Below are 18,742 nucleotides of genomic sequence, written 5' to 3' on the forward strand. Positions count from 1 at the left end.
ATTTTCTTGCTTGCGGTAAAATCCGTCCGTTACAAATCCTTGGCCTTCATCTTGAGTTCGTTGAGAAGCTGCATGGCCTGAAGCGGCGTCATGTTCATGACGTCCACGCTTTTGATCGCGTCCACGATCTGGCCGATCGCCGGATCGGGCTTATCGGCGGGCGGTGCCGTTTGAGGCGCCGGCAGCGCTTCTTCTTCGCCGAAAATCGACAGCTGCACGACTGCCCCGGCCGGCGCCTCCGGATTGGCCGGTTCTTCCGCAACCGGGCTTGGCACGGGCGGGCGTTTTGGAGCTTCCACAGCTTCCGCAGCTTCCGCGGCCGCAGCCGCTTGGGCAGCCCCCTGCTCGATCCCTTGCAGCAAGTCGTAAGCCCGTCCGATGATCGAAGAAGGGAGCCCTGCCAGGCGAGCGCAATAGATGCCGTAGCTGCTGCTTGCGGGGCCCGGCACCAACTTGCGCAGGAAGTGAACGTTTTCCCCGCTTTCCTGCACGGCCATCGAGTAATTTCTTAAACGATGGAGGCTTTCTTCCAGATGGGCCAGCTCATGGAAATGCGTGGAAACCAGCGATTTGCAGCCGATGGTGTCATGCACGTATTCGATGACGGCCTGGGCGATGGCCATGCCTTCGCTGGTCGACGTGCCGCGGCCGAGCTCATCGATGATGATCAGGCTTCGCGGCGTCGCTTTTTCGGTCATGACCTGGATATCGGCCATTTCCACCATAAACGTGCTCTGCCCGCCGATCAGGTCGTCGGCCGCGCCGATCCGGGTGAAAATCCGGTCGACCATCGGCACTTCGGCCTTGCCCGCCGGCACGAAGCTGCCGATTTGGGCCATGATCGAAATAAGGGCCACCTGGCGCATGTACGTGCTTTTCCCGGCCATGTTCGGGCCGGTTATGAGCAGAATCGCCGCATCGTCGCGTGTCAGCCGCGTTTCGTTGGCGATGAAGGAAGCGTCCTTCATCACCGCCTCCACGACGGGATGGCGCCCGGCTTCGACGATAAGATCGTATCCGTCCGTGAGCTCCGGCTTCACGAACCCTTGCTCGGCGCTGACCGCGGCGAGCGACTGGTAAACGTCAATCTCCGCCACCTTCTCGGCAAGGTGCTGCAGCCTCGAAATCTCGGCGGCCAGCTTATCCCTTAACTCGGCGAAAAGGGCGTACTCCAAATCGACCATTTTTTCTTGGGCTTCAAGGATCAGGCCTTCCTTCTCTTTCAGCTCCGGCGTAACGTACCGCTCCGCGTTGGTCAACGTTTGCTTGCGTTCGTACCGGCCTTCGGGCAGGGAGCTTACGTTGGCTTTGGTCACTTCGATATAATAGCCGAACACCTTGTTGAATCCGATTTTGAGCGACCGGATCCCCGTGACTTCCCGTTCCTTCGCTTCCAGCTCGGCGATCCACTTTTTGCCGTTGGTGCTTGCTTCCCTCAGTTCGTCCAGCCGCTCGCTGCATCCCGGCTTGATCAGCCCTCCGTCCCTGACGGACACCGGAGGATCCTCGACGATGGTCCGTTCGATGGCTTCGCCCAAATCCCGGCAGTCGTCCATTTCGCTTGCGATGCGGCGCAAGGTCGCGGAAGCCGAGGACGCACAAAGCTCCTTCAGGGCTGGAATTTGCCGAAGCGACACTTTTAACGCGTTCAAATCGCGCCCGTTGGCGCTTCCGAACGCGATTCGGGCCACGAGGCGTTCCAGGTCATAAATTTCGTCCAAGGAAGCTTTGAGGTCTTCCCGCAAGATAAACTGGTTGTACAAGTGATCGACCGCTTCCAGGCGCTCTTCAATCGCTCCCCGCTGCAGCAGCGGTTTGTCGATCCATCTCCGCAGGAGGCGCGCCCCCATTGACGTCTGCGTGCGGTCCAGCAGCCAGAGCAGCGAGCCTTTTTTCGAACGGTCGCGCACCGTCTCGACAAGCTCCAGATTCCGGCGCGTGAACGGATCCAAGATCATGTAATTGCCCGGTTCGTAAGGCGCGATCTGCGTCAGCTGCCCCAAAGAGCGGCGCTGCGTCTCGCTTAAGTACGAGATCAGAACGGCGACGCAGCGGCGGCGCTCCGGATCCAGCCTTGCCCACGCCGCTTCCCCGAATTGGCTCCGCACCAGGTTTTCTTCTTTTTTCTCCCATGGGGTATATACGATCGGGCGGCTCCACTGGATTTGCTCCGCTTGGATCAGCTCAAGCATGCGGTTGTCGCCGATGATTTCCGCCGGCTCGTAAATGCCGATTTCGTCGCGCAGCCATTCGACGGAGGACGGCACCGAGGTGACGTACAATTCGCCCGTCGAAATATCGCATGCGGAGAGCGCCATCATCCGGTCGCTTTCCGTGACGCACACCAGGTAGTTATTGGATTTGTCGGCAACGGTTTTGCCTTCCATGATCGTCCCCGGCGTGACCACCCGGACGATCTCCCTGCGCACCATCCCTTTGGTGACGGCGGGATCCTCCATTTGCTCGCAAATCGCGACTTTATATCCTTTTTCGATCAAACGCTGTATGTAGCCTTCGGCCGAATGATACGGAACCCCGCACATCGGAATGCGCTCATCCCCGCCGCCTTCCCGGCCGGTTAACGTAATTTCGAGTTCCCTGGACGCCTTCACGGCGTCTTCAAAAAACATTTCGTAAAAATCGCCTAAACGAAAAAAAAGGAATGCATCCTGTGCTTGTTCCTTGATTGCCAAATATTGTTCAATCATTGGCGTATATTTTGCCATGACTTACCTCCACACTCGAACTTTGCTCACGCCCTATTATAGCAGAAATCGGAGGGAGTTCATCATCAGGGGCGAAATGGAATATTCCATAGCGGCCGGATGTCGCGGCTTTCGTTCCACGTCCCGCCCTGCCGGATGCGGTTCAGCAAAGGCAGGATGTGCTTTTGGGCCTCTTTTTGCTCCGCAAGGGACTCCAGATCCGCAAGCAGCGGCTCCAAATATTCCCGGATAACGTCCCGCTGCCCGGCGTAATACGCCCTGTGGAGCCGCTCTTCCTCATCCAGCGGGCGGCGCGTCAGCTCGGCGTGATTCGTGGCAATCAAATGCGCCGTATACACGATGCCTTTCGTCAACATCGGAGACACGAGAAAGCTCGGCAGCGTGCGGTACTCGAAGCCGCCGTGGGGCTGCCTGCGGAAATCCCCGAGGTATCCGTACTTCGGGCGCCTATTCTGGCTGCTTGGCGCCTCCAGGACGGAAACGGGAAGCGTCAAATAATTATCGAGGGCCCGCAGCAGCTCCGCGGTCAGCGCAATCCCGCTGAAATGCAAATGTCCCCCGAGGGGCAGACCTGATTTCGGCATCCCTCCGGCAAGCCAGTGAAGGGAACGGTCGCCGATCATCTCGCCTGCCATGCGGAGCGTCCGCATCAGCCCGATGAGCAGGCCGCGCGGACTTTCGCTCGGCTCCGGGCGCAGCTCCGCGATCGGATACGATATCCCGCCTTCCCCGTGAACGGCGTCGCACCCCACTTCCCCTTCCTTATCGAGAAACCGGGATGCGGGCACCACCTCCCCGCTTCTCGCTGGATCCACGATCAGGAATTCCGGATCCATGCCGAGCATGAGAGGCAAGCCGCCTTCCCGACCCTCCGCCTGCCTGCGCTCCTGCTCCTTTTGCGCCCGCTCGTAAAGCGATCTCAGCCGCCGGCTTCCGATCCAAGCGGAAGGCGTCACTTCCTCGACCGCATATCTCCTTTCGCCTCCGGCGGAAACCAAAATCACCTCGCCCGCGCTGAGCCCCAGCGTATAAAGGCTACGAATCGCCATTTTTTCCAGCTGCCTCAGCAGGGAAGGAGAGGAAGCCCGATCCCGGCTTAACGCGATCGGAGTGCGCAAATTCCGGTTCGCTCCCTCCACGCTTGCGATTTCGATCGCCTGCAGTCCCGAGGCATGAACCGCGTACCTGCGCCGGTACACCTCCTGACCGTCCCGCTTACCGCCCTGAACGAGCAGCGAGCCGATTCCCGATCTTTGCAAGCGCGAATGCCTGAGCTGGACGGACCAGCTTCCGAAACGTTCCGCTTCTTCCCGACTGTCCATGGGCTCCCTTCCCTTCGCAAACGAAATTTTTTGGCAAAAAAATAAAAAAGGAGGGCATCCGCCCTCTACGCCGCCGCCCTCTCGTCATATATTAAACCATACCTCTTTTCCAGCTTCCGCGATTTACAATTCATCGTCATCCAGCGAATCAGGATCCAAATCTTCATAATCCCCGTCGTCGCTGAAATCGAATTCCTTGTCTTCGTAATCGCCATGGCCTCTGCCGCACACGAGCACACGAACTTTGGTTTCGGCCACCAGCTCCACACGAAACTCGCGTTCTACCCGGATGATGACATTGCCTCCCCCTGACGAAACACTGGCTTCAACGCAGCTCGGTTCCTGCGTGGCCTCCGCTGAAACCTCCACGGTTGAAGCCCGGTGTTTCGGATCCAGGTACGAAAGCGGGACTAATTCTACATAAGATACCGTTTCTTTCGCGACGTCGGTTTGAGAGTTTTTGTCATAGGAATACCAGATGTTGATATCGTAAGTACCAATAACTTCAATTCCGTCGCCTGCGGCAACCGCTTCGTACTGGTGGTTTATAATCCAAGCCCCCAAAATACTGGTCGGATTATGAGGCGGTGTCACGGTATGTGTTACGGTAGAGAACTTACGACCCTTGCCGCAGATCGCTTTCGTGATGATCTCTCTACATTGATGTTTATCGCTTAATGACATCTTTGAACCTCCTCCATACAATCATTCACTTAAGTGTATGCAGGACATAGGCATTTGTTGATTAAACGAGCATAAATGTATGAAATATTATTCTTCCTTTCCGAAAAAGAATGAGGGCGATTCTCGAAAAAACGCAACATTTCCGCCGGACGCCGCGTTTTAGAAAATAAAAATTCAAGAGAGCTTAGCTCTTATGGAGCGTGAAGCCGAATGAAGAAGATAAAAAGAATGGCCTGCCTGCTGCCGCTCTTCGGATGGATTCTGGGAGGCTGCTTCGCCGCGTCCGTGCCGCCTGGGGACGAGCCGTTTACGGCCGATGACGCCATCGCCAAGGTGATCCGCCAAGAGCAGCGCATCCATTTCCCCGAAAGGGAGGGCAAAATCGAAGGCATCATCCACGGGGGCGGTCCGGATCCGGGAATGCGCGTCCCCGGTACGTTCGCGTCCGCCGCGAAAAAACGAGGCGGCACGGTCTACGTCGTCATGCTGACGGAAACGTGGAACGCGAAAGATTTCAGGCCTGAAGGGGCGCCTGCGGAGGGAAATTTAAGTTATTCCTGGGAGTACGAGGTCAGTCCCGCGGAAGTCAAGCTGGTGTCGGAGGGCGGGGATTTCCCGCCGGATCATGTGGAGTGAACGCGCCCGTTGCAAACAAAACCCCTGCCCGGTCAGGTTCTTCGTAATCCTGGGGCAGGGGTTTTGCGATGGCCTTTCATTTCGACGCGATGGCGGCTTTTCTTGCGGCCACCGAGGTCGGCGCTTTATTTTTTTTGGCCAATTTGAGATAAAGCGAGAGCTCGCGGTTCAGCTGCAGGATCGCCGAACGGATTTCGAACTCCTCCCGCGTTGCGGGCAGCTCCATCCGCTTGAACTCCTCCTCCAGGCGGCTCAGCAGAAATTCCGTCCGTCCGGTGTAGATCTCCTCCGTGACGTCGCGGCTGAGCTGATCGAACAGTTCGGCGACGTCGTCGGCCTGCGGCAGCTTCCGGTAAACATGCGAAACCAGCTGCATCATGTTCTGGATCGACTCCAGCTGCTCTTTCCGCATGTAAAAATAAATGCTCCAGGTTTCGTCCGGATGAAGCATCTGGTTTTCCATCGCCCGGTGCGCCGCTTCCTTTCCCTTCCGGATTTCCTTGCCTGCTTCGATGATTTCTTTTCCATCCCATATATCGTCGGGATTGCGCAGCGACTCGGCGATCTTGGAAAAGATGATCGAGAACTGCTTATCCACCCGTTTGCGGATTTCAACCATTTGGTCGGATGCGCGCGGCATATACGCCAAATTGACGATCAGCGCCGAGCCGAGCCCGATCACCAAAAGCTCGATCTGCGTCCAAAGCGACTGCATCGTGATGCTGCCGTTCCCGTACACCCGGAATACCACGACCGAACTCGTGACGATGCCTTCCTTGAAATTGGCGCGGGCGATGGCCGGAAAAGCGACCAAAATATAAATCGCCAGCACCCAATAATGGAAGCCCAAAATTTCAAACAACACGCAGGCGAAAACGAGACCCAGAAGCGACGCGAAAAATCTGGCCGAAATCGTTTTGATGCTCCGTTTGCGGGTGACGTCCACGCCCAGCACGGCCAGCAGACCTGCGGACAGCGGTCCCGTCACGCCAAGCGCATCCGCCACCAGGATCGCCATCAGGGTCGCAATCGCCGTTTTAATGACCCGAAAGCCCATGAAACCGCCTCTTTCTTTTGCATAAGGATTTGAACAATCCTCTCCTCTTTTGACGTATTCCATGGTATCGGATTTCGGCGGCCAACACAATGTTACGCAGGCCTGTCAGCTCTTTCGGCAAAGTCAAACTCTTCCATAAAGTCAGCGATCCCAGGCTGTCAGCGGTGCGTCAGCAGCTTGCGTTCGACGTAAACCACAAGCTGGTACATGCCCGTCGCAACGACGGCAATGATCACCAGGCTGGACAGCACAAGCGTAAAATTGAACACCTGAAAGCCGTAAATGATCAAGTAACCGAGCCCCATTTTCGCCACCAGGAACTCGCCGACGATGACGCCGACCCAAGCCATGCCCACGTTGACTTTCAGCGTGGATATAATCGTAGGAAAGGATGCGGGCAAAATCACTTTTTGGAACACCTGCGTCCTTGTGCCTCCGAAAACGCGCACCACCTTGATCAGATTCGCATCGACTTCGCAGAAGCTGTTATATACGACCAAGGTCGTCACGATCACGGTAATCGACAGCGTCGTCACCGTAATGGACAAAAAACCCGCCCCGAACATGACGATAAAAATCGGGCCCAAGGCGACCTTCGGCATGCTGTTGAAAACGACCATGTACGGGTCAAGCACCTTGGACAAAAACGGGGACCACCAGATCAGCACCGCAATGAGCGTGCCAAGCAGCGTCCCGAGCACGAATCCGACCACCGTTTCGCCGACCGTGATGCCGAGGTGTCCCCACAGCTCGCCGCTCGCGGCGTCCTTGCCGATCTGGGCGAATACTTTCGACGGGTAACTGAACAGCAGCACGTCGATCCATTTCAGCCTGCCGGCGATTTCCCACAACGCAAAAAACAACAGCAGAATCGCTATCTGAACCGAAAACACCTGCAGCCGCTGTCTTTTTTGGCGTTTGAGATGCGCTGCATGCAGCGCCTGTATGCCGTCTTCCGAAAGAGCGGGCGCTCTTGCGCCGATGCGGCCGTCCACAGCTGACATTCCCCTCACTCCTTATCTCCGGCGCTCTCCATTTCGCGCCAAATGTCATGAAACAATTCGTTAAAACCCGTTTGTTCCCTTGCAAGCAGCGGTCTTGCGCTGCGAATATGTTCCGGCACTTCGAACGATTTGCGGATTTTGCCCGGACGGCTTCCGAGCACGACGACCCTGTCGCTGACCGCGGCGGCCTCGGACAAATCATGCGTCACCAGTACCGCCGTTTTGTTTTTTTCGCGAAGCGTCCCTGCGATCAGGTCTTCGAGCTGCAGCTTCGTCTGGTAATCGAGCGCGGAAAACGGCTCATCCAGCAGCAGGATGCCGGGATCGGTCGTCAAGGTGCGCACGAGCGCGACGCGCTGCCTCATGCCCCCCGACAACTGCTGCGGATAAAGATTGCGGGCTTCCGAAAGGCCCATTTCTTCAAGCAAAGCGCCGGTGCGCGCCAGATGCTCCTGATCGAGCCGTCCCGTAAGCTCCAAACCGATCGAGGCATTTTCGAAAATGGTGCGCCACGGGAAGAGATAATCCTGCTGCAGCATATAGCCAACCTCGGCTGTAGGTCCATCCACTTTCCGTCCGTACACGAATGCTTCGCCTTTCGTGGGCTTCATCAGCCCGGCGATGATCGAAAGCAGCGTCGTCTTGCCGCACCCGCTGGGTCCGACAAGGCTCACGAACTCCCCCGGATATACCTGCAAATCCAAACCGTCCAGGGCCAGCGAGGCTTCGCGGTCACTGACGTATACGTGTGTGATATGTTTTAATTCGACTACCGGCTCCATGCTTCCATTCTCCTTTCGGCGTTCGGAATGCTATTTGACGGAAGATTTGGCTTTTTCGGCAAAGCTGTTGTCGACGATTGCGTTTGCCGGCACCTTCTCCTTCAGTTCTCCCGCCTGGCTCATGACTTCCAGCAGGTTGTTCCATTCCTCCTCGTCCACGACGGGGTCCGCCGCGTACGTTCCTTGATCTTTGTAGCGTTTGACGGCCGAAGCGATGATGCCTTTGTCCGTGTCCTTAAAATAAGGAGCAATCGCATCGGCGATTTCTTCCGGGCTGTGCTGCTGCACCCAGTTTTGCGCTTTTTGCAGCGCGTTCGTGAATTTTTGCACCGTGTCGCCGTGTTTTTTGATGTAGCTCTGCTTCGCCATAAACACCGTATAAGGAAGTCTGCCGCTTTCTTCCCCGAAGGAAGCCACGACGCGTCCTTTGCCTTCTTTTTCGAAAATCGATGCCTGCGGCTCGAACAGCTGCACGTAGTCTCCGGTTCCGGACAGATACGCCGAAGCGATGTTGGCAAAATCGATGTTTTGGATCAGGTTCAAATCCTGACGCGGGTCGATGCCATGCTTCCTCAGCGCGAACTCGCCCGCCATCTGCGGCATGCCGCCTTTTCGTTGGCCGAGGAACGTGCTCCCCTTGACGTTGTTCCAATCAAGCTCCCCTTCGGCATTTCGCGCCATCAAAAACGTGCCGTCCGTCTGCGTCACTTGGCCGAAATTGACGACCGGATCCTCCGAACCCTGCTGATACACGTAAATCGAAGTTTCCGAGCCCACCAAGGCGACGTCGATGGCACCCGACAACAACGCCGTCATCGTTTTGTCGCCGCCCGGAATCGTCTGCAGTTCGACATCGAGCCCTTCTTCCTTAAAAAATCCTTTTTCCAGCGCCACATATTCAGGGGCATAGAAAACCGATCTCGTGACTTCCCCTACCTTTACCTTTTGGGCGGCGTCGCTGCCTGAGCAGCCCGAAAATACCATTCCGCACAGGACTAGGGAGAAAAGTCCGATCCAGATTCCGCGTTTGCCTTTCGTCATACGCCTTCCTCCATCCTCTTCATTAGCCTACTGCCATCATATGCAGGCGCCCAGCAAAGGGTTATTCCTTCGAGTGCCAGGAAACAAGGAATGGCTGCCCTGGAAAACGAAACGACGCCAGGATGTTTCCTCGCCGGCTGCCCAAGAAAGAACAAAAAACCCCCGAGCTTTGATCCGCTGCTGGATGCATGCGCGAATCGGCTCAAGGGGTTTTGGTCGCTGTTTTTTCGCTTAAAGCTTGTAGATTTCTTTATACTTCTCTTCCAGATAGTCGGCCAGGTAATCCGGATTCAGTTCTTCGCCGGTCACGTGCATGATAATCTCGGCCGGCGTAAGGCTTTTGCCGAAGCGGTAGATTTTTTCGGTCAGCCATTCCTTGATCGGAATCAGGTTGCCTTCGCGGATGTATCGATCCAGCTCCGGCAGCTCTTTTTTCATCGTGTTCATGATTTGGGCCGCGTACATGTTGCCGAGGGAGTAGGACGCAAAATATCCGAAATCCCCGCCCGACCAGTGGACGTCCTGCAGGACGCCAAGGCTGTCGTTCGGAGGCGTGATCCCGAGGTACTCCCGGTATTTTTCGTTCCATACCTTCGGCAGGTCCTTCACTTCCAACCCTTCGTTAAAAATCATTTTCTCGATTTCGTAACGGATGATGATGTGCAGATTGTACGTCAGCTCGTCCGATTCGATCCGGATCAGGGAATTTTCCACGCGGTTCACCGCACGGTAGAAGTCGTCGAGCGAGACGTCCTGGAGCTGCTGCGGGAAATGTTTTTGCAGATCCGGGTAATAACGCTCCCAGAACGGGCGGCTGCGGCCGATGATGTTTTCCCACAGGCGGGACTGGGATTCGTGGATGCCCATCGACGTACCGGTCGCAAGCGGCGTGCCCGCCAAATCCTTGCTGATGTTTTGCTCGTACAAGGCATGTCCGCCTTCATGCAGGGAGCTGAACAGCGCGCTGGTCACGTCGTCCTGCAAATAATGGGTCGTGATCCGCACGTCGCCGGAGTTCAGTCCGATGGCAAACGGATGCACGCTTTCGTCGAGGCGTCCGGCATCGAAGTCGTAACCCATCTGCTCCAGGATGAACAGCCCCATTTTTTCCTGCTGCTCACGTTCGAAAATTTGGTCCAGGAACGTCGTGTCCGGCTTGTTCGGAGATGCTTGAATGGCCGCAACGAGCGGCACCAGACGGTCGCGCAGCCGGCCGAACACTTCGTCGAGCTTGGCTACGGTCAGATCCGGCTCGTATTTATCGAGGAGCGTGTCGTACGTCGTTCCCTTGACGCCCCAGTATCCGATGAACTCTTTCAGCAAATCGACGATTTTGGCCAGGTTCGGCTCGAACGAAGCAAAGTCGTCGTTGGCTTTGGCTTCTTCCCAAATCGTTTGCGTATGCGCGGACAGCACGGAGAACTCTTCGATTTTTTTCGCGGGAATCCGTCTGTTTTCGTCGTAATCCTTTTTGCATTCCTTCACGACGCGGCGGGTCGCTTCATCCAGCTGGCTGTCGACTTCCGGCCGGGTAAAAAAGGCTATGTACTCTCCCATTTCGTCCGAGACGCGCAGCTTGAACTGCTCTGCGGACAAGGTGCCGATGACGCCGGAACGAAGCTCCACGCTTTTGCGCGGCGCGCCTGTGCGCAGGTCCCAATGCATCAGCGAGATCGCTTCGTTATATGCGCTAATTTTGCGGACAAGTTCCATAAATGCTTCCAATTTCGCTTTCAAGTCTGTTTCCATTTTATGTTTCACCTCGCCACGTATTTTTACCTTCCCTCTTGATGATACTTTTTGCGGAAAGTATAATCAATATTTAATACGAAATGTTCGTAGAAGGATTGCCGAAACCACGGGGAGGAGGCGGCTGCGGAGTGAACGGCATTTCCGGCATGATGGATCGTGCCCGCGCGGGACAAAGACGATTTGCCGATACATAGCGAGCATTTCCATTTTGTCACCAACCGGGACCATGCCGTATACTTCGAAGAGAACCTGTATCTCGATTCCGAAGAAACGTTCCCTTCCTTCCGCCTCTTTACTTGGGACAGCCAGCTGTACGGCAAAAATATCCGCTTGCTGGATCAACGGTAGAATCATATTTTTTAACGAAAGGTAGTGTTGCACCATGAGCCAAGTATCCGAAATTTTGCAGTATAACCGTCAATTCGTTGAAGACAAAGAATACGAAAAATATTTGACGGGCAAGTTTCCCGACAAAAAAATGGTCGTCATCACCTGCATGGACACCCGTCTCGTCGAACTGCTTCCGAAAGCGATGAACCTGAAAAACGGTGACGTCAAAATCATCAAAATCGCCGGCGGGATCGTTTCCCATCCGTTCGGCAGCGTCATGCGGAGCATTCTCGTCGCCCTGTACGAGCTGAAAGCGGACGAAGTGATCGTTGTCGGCCACCTGGATTGCGGCATGGCGGCGCTGGACGGCGATCATATGATTCAGGAAATCAGAAACCGCGGCATTTCGGAGGAAGTGCTGTCGACGCTCGAACATTCCGGCATCGATCTGAACAGCTGGCTGCGCGGATTCAAGGACATTAAAGCTGGCGTGACGGGAACCGTCGACCTGATCAAAAACCACCCTCTCCTGCCTGCCGGCGTGCCCGTACACGGCATGATCATCGATCCGAACACCGGCGCGCTTGATCTGGTCGTCGACGGATACGAGCAAAAATCGGCAAAATAACGTATCATTCATAAAATTGTCAAAACACGGATACCTGTATCCGTGTTTTTGTTTGCTCAGGTTGAAAACCATACAGTTTAAGTGTACACTTTGGGTTGAAAGAACATATCACGTATGGGAGACATTGCAAATGAATACGTTATCCTACGGATTATTGGCTTTTTTGGCGCGGGAACCTTCCTCGGGCTATGACGTTATGCTGAAAATTCAGCCGTTCTGGCAGGCCAAGCACAGTCAAATTTATCCTCTTCTGGCGCAAATGGAGGAAAAGGAATTCCTTACTTCGCATTGGGTCAAACAGTCGGAAAAGCCCGATAAAAAAATCTACTCGATCACAGATAGCGGGATTCGCAAACTGAAGGAATGGATGTACATGCCTCTTCCCGACCCGGTCACGCGGGATGAGCTTTCGATGAAAACGTTCTGCATGTGGCTGACCGACCGCGACAACGCGATCGATATCGTGGAGACGAGAAGAGTGTATTTTACGCGCAGGCTCGAATCGTTCCATAAAATGATGGAAAGCATCCCGGAGGAAAAGCGGGTTTTCGGCCATCGCGAGTTTTATGACTACATTCTCATCCAAAAAGGCATATTCAACGCGACCGCGGGAAAAGATTGGTGCGAATGGGTTCTGGGCATGCTAAGGGAGCAGCAGGCCAAAGAAGCGCCGGCCCAAACGGTAAATTGAAGCCAAAAAAATTTAAGTTGTTGTATATTTTTTTATTAAAAAATGAAACTTTAAGATACTAAGCACGTAAAGCATAGTAGGCAGCCTATACATGCCAGCAAAATATTCGGGAGGGTTATTACTTCATGATGAACAAATCGATCAAGAAATGGATCATGATTGTCATGGCGTTTACGTTTATCTTCGCCGTCACGGTACCGGCGGACAACGCGGATGCCCGTCGCGGCGGCGGCGGTGGCTTCAGATCCGGCACGAAGGGTTTCACCAACACGCCTAAAAAATCGACGACGTCGGACAATTACAAAAAATCCACGAATACGAGCAACGCTTCGACAAGCGCTCCTCAGAAACGCGGATTCTTCAGCGGCGGCGGCTTCTTTAAAGGCCTCATGATCGGCGGCCTGGCCGGCATGCTGTTCGGCGGATTGTTCGGCAACATGGGCTTCTTCGGCAACATCCTTGGACTTCTCATCAACCTGCTTGCGATCTACGTTATCATCGCCCTCGTCGTCGCAGCGGTCAGAGCGTTCAAGAACCGGCGCAAACCGGATACGCGCAACGGACGGTATTAAGCCATGCTGGTACTGTCCATGGATGAAATCGTCAACGCGATCTGCCTCCATATCGCCGAACGCAAACAAATTCGTCCGCAAGACGTTCAAGTCGAGCTTTTCTGGGACGAAGACACCGGTTACAGCGCAGAGGTCTGGGCTGAGGGGCGCAGCCAATATTTGGTGGAATCGAACATGATCGAAGCCATCATGCGTTATCTGTACAGCGAATACAATATTCGCGCGTACCGCGAGCAGATTACGCTGGATCTGGATGAAGAGATCACCGCGCATGTCGATGTGGAAATGGAACAAGCGTACTGATATATACCGCTTTGGAATGATCAAGCCTGGGACCGAGGTCCCAGGCTTTTATTTTATGCGGAAGAACGCGTACGACTTGGTTTAAACGGAACCCCGTCCGGACGAAGCGCCCGCTTGAACCCATACTCGATAGCCGCTAAACGTTGCCGCGTACCCTCCTCCCTTTAAAATATATAATACCAATACATCGCAACCTCATCGGTATCCTTGTTGATCCCTTTATATGCCTGCAAGTCGAATCCGCCGATAAAGAAGCCGCAGCGTTCGTAAAACTTGCATGCGCGGACGTTATTGTTTTGCGTTTCCAACATGAGACCGGGCATTCCGTTGGCTTTCGCCCAACGTTTGGCTTGTTCCACCAATTTCGTTCCGACCCCCTGCCGCCTGAACTTTCGGTCCACTTTAATGTCCTCAATGTATGCGTATTCGTTCCAATTGCGTTTGACGACAATCTGCCCGGCCGGTTGGTTTTCCATGAACGCCAAAAAAACGGCCTGATCCGGATGATCGATTTCCATCGAGCAATCGGGTTCCGCCATATCTTTAAATGGTTCGTCTTCATAGCTTTTTTCGTAGCTTGGCACGGGCTTAACCGCCCGCAGCGACAGAAGCAAAATCGAGTCCACCGTAAACCGATCATCGATGTCGATTCGTTGCATGCAATCCTCTTTCGTCATTTTCCGTACGATGATGTTCTCCATATAAACGACTCCCCTTTGTGATCACGCTGAAAGTAGTTCATAAGCCTTCGGGCCCACCGCAAAAAAGCCGGAAACTTTGTCTCTTTCCAAACTTGGCTTAGCTTCAAAATCTATCAAAATATTCCCTATTATGCTTATATATGCTATCATAGATAGGAATATTATACCAGCAAGGAGTTCATACTATGAAAAAAAGATGGTTAACTAGTTCTTTTGCATTACTATTTTTGCTTTCCGGCACTCTTGCATCTGCACACCCGGGCAGAACCGATGCCCAAGGCGGCCATACCTGCTGGACCAATTGCTCCCGATGGGGCCTGGAATATGGCCAATACCATTACCATAACGGAGGAGGCTCCTCTTCGGGTTCCAAAAAGTCTTCAGGCAGCTCTTCTTCGACCTCGAAACGTTCCAGTGCGCAAACATCCAAGCCCAAACCGGCAAAACCAACGCCTTCCTATAAAGAGTCCGGGCTTAAGGTATACGTCAATGGAAACAAAATCAATTTTACGAGTGCGCCTTTAATCATTGAAAATACCAATCTGGTGCCTCTCCGGGATCTCGTTACCGCATTGGGAGCCAGCATGAATTACGATCCGGGCAGCGGGACGATCGGGGTTGCCAAAGGCAAATCCAAAGTCACGCTAACGATCGGAAGCAGCACCGTATTTTACAACGGCAAATCCGAAACGGCCAGCGCCGCTCCCAAAATCATTCACGGGATTACATACGTGCCGGTGCAAGTGATCGTCAAAGGACTTGGAGCGGGCATGGACTACAGCTCCGGCGACCATTCGTTCAAAATCACGATCAAATAAACGGCAGTCCAAACGTTCCGTATTGCGCAACATGGCGTACGACCCGTTTGCCATTCAATAAATGCACGACCTTTATACATCAAAGCCCTTGCCATCAAAATACCGGCAAGGGCTTTTTGTCATGATGCTGCTATTCCTCTACAGGTCTTTTGATTTGCAGCGGAGGCGGAATCAGCCAGCCTTTTTCCTTGCTGAGCCGAAGAATGCGGAGGCCAAGGGCCATTTTGGTCGCATGGTATTTCGCAAACAATGCGCCGATGTCCTCGCGGATGCACTGGCCGATGATCGAGCTGCAGGCGACCAGGCCGGCAGCGGTTTCCACCGCGATTTTGGCGGCGATTTCCTGGTCCATGAATCTGGCTCCGATCGGAATGTCCTCCAGCTTGGCATCGGGCCTTTCCGGGAGTACCGGCGCGGGGGCAATGCCGTTATCCGTCAACAGCGCGTCGCATTCCTTGATTTCAAGTTTGGCTTGGTCGATCAAGTCGTCGAGGATTTTTTTCAATTCCTTGTCGCCGGCGTGGTTCAGATAAGCCTGATAGCAGGATACCGTTCCTTTGGCCGTCTTGGAAGCTTCCCATACACTAAATATTTCGCCGTAATGCATCGGCTCGTCTTTTGGATTTCCGTCTAGAATGCCCATTGTATATGATCTCCTTTGATCGTTATCGTTACCGATTCATTATCTGCAGGAAATCATTGTTTTATGTTTCCGGAAATCGAATGGGGGTCACCCTTAATCCATATAAGGATCAAATTCATCCGCGCCAGCCATGCAGACGCCGATCGGCTCCACTTCCGTTTCGATCAGATGAAAATCGGGGGCGACCGATGCGCAGCAATGTCTGCCGGATGACAACGTTTGAGTCGTTTTTATTCGAGGGGAGGAGTTCTTTTTCGCATGCGTCCCGTTGTTGGAACGAAATTTGCTTGCGTAAGAGGATGACAAAGTAAAACGCGAGTGGATGTCCAAAGCGAAAGGGGAAGCGAAACATATGATCAGAATCGAACAAGACGGGTTGGGGGCGCGGGCGCTGCCCTCCCATGCTTATTACGGAATTCGTACGCTCCGGGCCTCGGAAAAGCTTCCGCACGGCGCGGGCATGCCGATCCATGGGGAGCTCATGAAGGCGCTGGCATGCGTAAAAAAAGCCGCGGCACTTGCGCATCTGGAATCGGGGACGCTGCCGGCGCGGATCAGCGGTCTCATCGTCAAGGCGGCGGAAGAAGTCATCGCAGGACAACATGCGCGGGATATCGTCGTCGATTGGCTTCAGGACCCGACGGGCGAATCGCTGAATATGAATGTCAACGAGATTATAGCCAACCGGGCTCTTGAACTGATGCTGGAGGACAAAGGCAGTTATTCCATTCTTGATCCCGTCCGGCACGTGAACCGGGGGCAGTCGGCAAACGGCGTCATCGCGATAGCCCTTCGGGTTGCCTCCCATCGGTTAGCTGAACGGTTGATCCGCTCCGTCGACCAATTGATCGGCGCCCTGGTCGCCAAAAAAACGGAGATCGGCAGCCGGCCAATGCCTGAAGACCATCAGGAACAGCCGGGAACGCCGGCGTGGTTCAGCCGCCGACTGGATGAAGGCGTGTGGCAGCTGCAGTCGGGTATGGAACGCATGGCGGACGCAAACGCCCGGCTTGCCGCAAGTTTGACGACGACGAATGCCGGCATGGAGGATGAGGCCATCGCTTCCAAAACGTTATCCCATTTGCGCAATACCGCCCGAATCGGCGAATCGATCGGAGACGGTAACGGGGCGGCGGAGCGAAACAACGAAGCGTTTACCCGGCTTTCGTCCGCCGTAAGGCACTTGGCGCTGAATCTGTCCAACCTGTGCAGCGACATTCGGCTCGCAGCCTCGCTGCAGAACCATGCCGAGATCAGCGGCAAAGAGGTTGCCGCCAGCGAAGCCTTGGGCCAAATCGCTTTTCAGGCGATCGGGTTTGATCACAGCCTCGGCCTTGCCGCCGAGGCCGGTATGCTCGATCCCGGCGCCATCCCGCCCGTCGTCGCTTATAACCTGTTGGAATCGCTGACCATGATGGATAAAGGCGTGGAGGCCTTTACGGCGGCGGTCCAGAGCCATGCCGAACGGAGAGCTTCCTGCCGGTAACGCCAAGCCCCCCCTGACAATGAAATTGAATCCTTCGAAAGACCATCCAGCGCATCATTGCCGCTCGTTTGAGCGGCATTTTTCATGCGGGACAAAAATAGGCCGCTCCCGGAAGCCGCGTTTTCGGGAACGGCCTATTTTTTAGATTTTGTTTTTCCGGCCCGGCGAGGATGCAATGTTTAATTCTTCCCGGTATTTGGTGACCGCTCTGCGCGATAGCCGGATCCCTTCCGAAAAAAGCGCGTCGGCGATGTTCTGGTCGGATAACGGGCGATGTTTATCTTCGGAAGCGATGAGTTCCTTGATCCTTGCTTTCACCATCCTGGATGAAGCCGATCCCCCGTTTGAAGTCGCAACCCCGGCGGCAAAAAAATACTTCAGCGGAAACACGCCGTGCGGCGTAAGCGCATACTTTCCGCGAATCGCGCGGCTCACCGTCGACTCGTGCATATCCAGCTTGCCTGAAATCGTGCTTAACGTCATCGGCCGGATGCCTTTGATCCCTTCGTCGAGAAATGCCTTCTGTTCCTCCATCATGGCATATGCCACTTTCAGCAAGGTCGTCTTCCGCATCTCCACGCATCGCATGAGCCATTCGGCCGACCTGAAGCAGTCTTTTACGTAGGAAAAAGCCGCGGCCGATGGGCGGGTTTCCGCCCATTTCCGATATTCTTCGCTTATGGAAAGTTTGGGACGACTCATCGCATGCAGCGTGACCGAAAAGGAGTCCGCATAACGTTCGACGATCATGTCCGGGACGACATACTGCGGCTCGAAAGCCGCCAAAGCCAGCCCCGGGCGCGGATTCAACGTCCGGATGTATTGCAGCGCGCGGACCGCCTGCTCCTTCGGAATCCGAAGTGCCGAAGCAATCCGGCCAAGATTGCCGCCGGCTGCATCGGACAAATACCCGTCGGCGATCTCGAAGGCATACGGCACGGATTGCGGATCGCGGACGATCTGGAGGATCAGACATTCCCGCAGATCCCTGCAGCCGATTCCCGCCGGTTCCAAGGATTGCAGCTTTTCCAGCGCCATCCCGACCACCGTTTCAGCAACCTTTAAGTTCCCGGCGATTTCGGTTAGCGGAACGTCCAAATACCCGTTTTCGTTCAAATTGCCGGCCAAATAGGCAGCCGCTTTAAACACGTCGGAAGGGAGCGAAAGCAGCCGAAGCTGGCTCAGCAGTTTTTCTTCCATCGTATCCTGCTTGGCGGCGGCGCACCAAAGCGGATCGGGCGTCATCGCCCCGCCTTTTCCGGTTCCGGTCCTTTTTCCGAACGCCTCCCGGCTTCGGGAAAACTCAAACTCCAGCACCGGATTTTCCGTCGCCTGTTCCTGCAAATATTGCAGCAGCTCATCGGCGGACAACGATAAAATATGGATGGATTGCTTCAGTTCAGGAGTGACCGCCAGCTTCAAGCGTTGGTCTTGCGCCAGTTGGTAGCCTAACAACGTCCTCTCCCCTTCCGCGCAGGTCGTTCTATCTCAAGAATGAAGGTGCTTTTTACAATACTCAATAACGGTACTATGAAATTGATTCTACTTAACCTTATGCAAAAAGGC

Annotated in this window: 19 protein-coding genes; 8 read left to right on the forward strand and 11 right to left on the reverse strand. The window is 54.6% G+C overall.

The annotated features are described in order from the left end of the window. Positions 1–29: 29 nt before the first annotated feature. The 3 genes from mutS to AC27KL_RS04160 form a co-directional block, all read right to left on the reverse strand. A complete protein-coding gene (gene mutS, locus AC27KL_RS04150) occupies positions 30–2,726 on the reverse strand; it encodes a DNA mismatch repair protein MutS (protein ID WP_487168945.1) in 2,697 nt (898 codons plus the stop codon). Between the two features lie 65 nt (positions 2,727–2,791). Further along, the gene (locus AC27KL_RS04155; protein WP_487168946.1) at positions 2,792–4,048 is read right to left on the reverse strand and encodes a putative amidoligase domain-containing protein; all 1,257 of its coding nucleotides are present in this window, start codon (positions 4,046–4,048) and stop codon (positions 2,792–2,794) included. A gap of 123 nt (positions 4,049–4,171) precedes the next feature. Next, positions 4,172–4,732: an outer spore coat protein CotE gene (locus AC27KL_RS04160; RefSeq protein ID WP_036708252.1), complete on the reverse strand. Its 561-nt coding sequence runs from the start codon at positions 4,730–4,732 to the stop codon at positions 4,172–4,174. A gap of 210 nt (positions 4,733–4,942) precedes the next feature. On the opposite strand from AC27KL_RS04160, the gene AC27KL_RS04165 reads away from it, so the two are divergent. Then, positions 4,943–5,368 (forward strand): hypothetical protein, encoded by a 426-nt coding sequence (locus AC27KL_RS04165; RefSeq protein ID WP_487168947.1) that lies wholly within the window; start codon positions 4,943–4,945, stop codon positions 5,366–5,368. 76 nt (positions 5,369–5,444) lie between these two features. On the opposite strand, the gene AC27KL_RS04170 is transcribed toward AC27KL_RS04165, so the two are convergent. The 5 genes from AC27KL_RS04170 to AC27KL_RS04190 all read right to left on the reverse strand — a co-directional run bounded on the left by AC27KL_RS04170 (position 5,445) and on the right by AC27KL_RS04190 (position 11,001). Further along, positions 5,445–6,425: an aromatic acid exporter family protein gene (locus AC27KL_RS04170; RefSeq protein ID WP_339324478.1), complete on the reverse strand. Its 981-nt coding sequence runs from the start codon at positions 6,423–6,425 to the stop codon at positions 5,445–5,447. Positions 6,426–6,583: 158 nt separating this feature from the next. Next, entirely contained in the window at positions 6,584–7,429 is an 846-nt protein-coding gene (locus AC27KL_RS04175; RefSeq protein WP_339324477.1) for an ABC transporter permease, read from the reverse strand. 5 nt (positions 7,430–7,434) lie between these two features. Then, the gene (locus tag AC27KL_RS04180) at positions 7,435–8,211 is read right to left on the reverse strand and encodes an ABC transporter ATP-binding protein (protein WP_339324476.1); all 777 of its coding nucleotides are present in this window, start codon (positions 8,209–8,211) and stop codon (positions 7,435–7,437) included. A gap of 30 nt (positions 8,212–8,241) precedes the next feature. Next, positions 8,242–9,252: an ABC transporter substrate-binding protein gene (locus tag AC27KL_RS04185; protein ID WP_487168948.1), complete on the reverse strand. Its 1,011-nt coding sequence runs from the start codon at positions 9,250–9,252 to the stop codon at positions 8,242–8,244. Positions 9,253–9,483: 231 nt separating this feature from the next. Further along, positions 9,484–11,001 carry a carboxypeptidase M32 gene (locus AC27KL_RS04190; RefSeq protein ID WP_487168949.1) on the reverse strand — a complete coding sequence of 506 codons (1,518 nt, stop codon included), beginning with the start codon at positions 10,999–11,001 and terminating at the stop codon, positions 9,484–9,486. Positions 11,002–11,160: 159 nt separating this feature from the next. On the opposite strand from AC27KL_RS04190, the gene AC27KL_RS04195 reads away from it, so the two are divergent. The 5 genes from AC27KL_RS04195 (at position 11,161) to AC27KL_RS04215 (ending at position 13,528) form a co-directional block, all read left to right on the forward strand. Continuing rightward, complete coding sequence (locus AC27KL_RS04195) at positions 11,161–11,352, forward strand: hypothetical protein (RefSeq protein ID WP_487168950.1); 192 nt, start codon at positions 11,161–11,163, stop codon at positions 11,350–11,352. Positions 11,353–11,386: 34 nt separating this feature from the next. Then, on the forward strand, positions 11,387–11,962 hold the full coding sequence (locus tag AC27KL_RS04200) for a beta-class carbonic anhydrase (protein ID WP_339324473.1): 576 nt from the start codon (positions 11,387–11,389) through the stop codon (positions 11,960–11,962). Between the two features lie 130 nt (positions 11,963–12,092). After that, positions 12,093–12,653 carry a PadR family transcriptional regulator gene (locus AC27KL_RS04205; RefSeq protein ID WP_212948431.1) on the forward strand — a complete coding sequence of 187 codons (561 nt, stop codon included), beginning with the start codon at positions 12,093–12,095 and terminating at the stop codon, positions 12,651–12,653. Positions 12,654–12,778: 125 nt separating this feature from the next. Next, positions 12,779–13,225, forward strand: a complete 447-nt coding sequence (locus tag AC27KL_RS04210; RefSeq protein WP_339324472.1) for a hypothetical protein — start codon at positions 12,779–12,781, stop codon at positions 13,223–13,225. Between the two features lie 6 nt (positions 13,226–13,231). Further along, a complete protein-coding gene (locus AC27KL_RS04215; RefSeq protein WP_487169138.1) occupies positions 13,232–13,528 on the forward strand; it encodes a YxcD family protein in 297 nt (98 codons plus the stop codon). 164 nt (positions 13,529–13,692) lie between these two features. On the opposite strand, the gene AC27KL_RS04220 is transcribed toward AC27KL_RS04215, so the two are convergent. Further along, positions 13,693–14,229, reverse strand: a complete 537-nt coding sequence (locus tag AC27KL_RS04220; protein WP_487168951.1) for a GNAT family N-acetyltransferase — start codon at positions 14,227–14,229, stop codon at positions 13,693–13,695. A 185-nt stretch (positions 14,230–14,414) separates the two neighbouring features. On the opposite strand from AC27KL_RS04220, the gene AC27KL_RS04225 reads away from it, so the two are divergent. Further along, positions 14,415–15,047: a stalk domain-containing protein gene (locus AC27KL_RS04225; RefSeq protein ID WP_487168952.1), complete on the forward strand. Its 633-nt coding sequence runs from the start codon at positions 14,415–14,417 to the stop codon at positions 15,045–15,047. A 130-nt stretch (positions 15,048–15,177) separates the two neighbouring features. Here AC27KL_RS04225 and AC27KL_RS04230 read toward each other — a convergent pair whose 3' ends face one another. After that, entirely contained in the window at positions 15,178–15,690 is a 513-nt protein-coding gene (locus AC27KL_RS04230; RefSeq protein WP_487168953.1) for a DUF3231 family protein, read from the reverse strand. A 352-nt stretch (positions 15,691–16,042) separates the two neighbouring features. Here AC27KL_RS04230 and AC27KL_RS04235 point away from each other — a divergent pair, with 352 nt between their 5' ends. Further along, positions 16,043–17,176, forward strand: coding sequence for a lyase family protein (locus AC27KL_RS04235; protein WP_487168954.1), 1,134 nt, complete (start codon positions 16,043–16,045; stop codon positions 17,174–17,176). Between the two features lie 141 nt (positions 17,177–17,317). On the opposite strand, the gene rpoN is transcribed toward AC27KL_RS04235, so the two are convergent. Next, entirely contained in the window at positions 17,318–18,631 is a 1,314-nt protein-coding gene (gene rpoN / locus AC27KL_RS04240; protein ID WP_487168955.1) for an RNA polymerase factor sigma-54, read from the reverse strand. Between the last annotated feature and the right edge of the window lie 111 nt (positions 18,632–18,742).

Source organism: Paenibacillus sp. YAE3 (genome assembly GCF_057546105.1).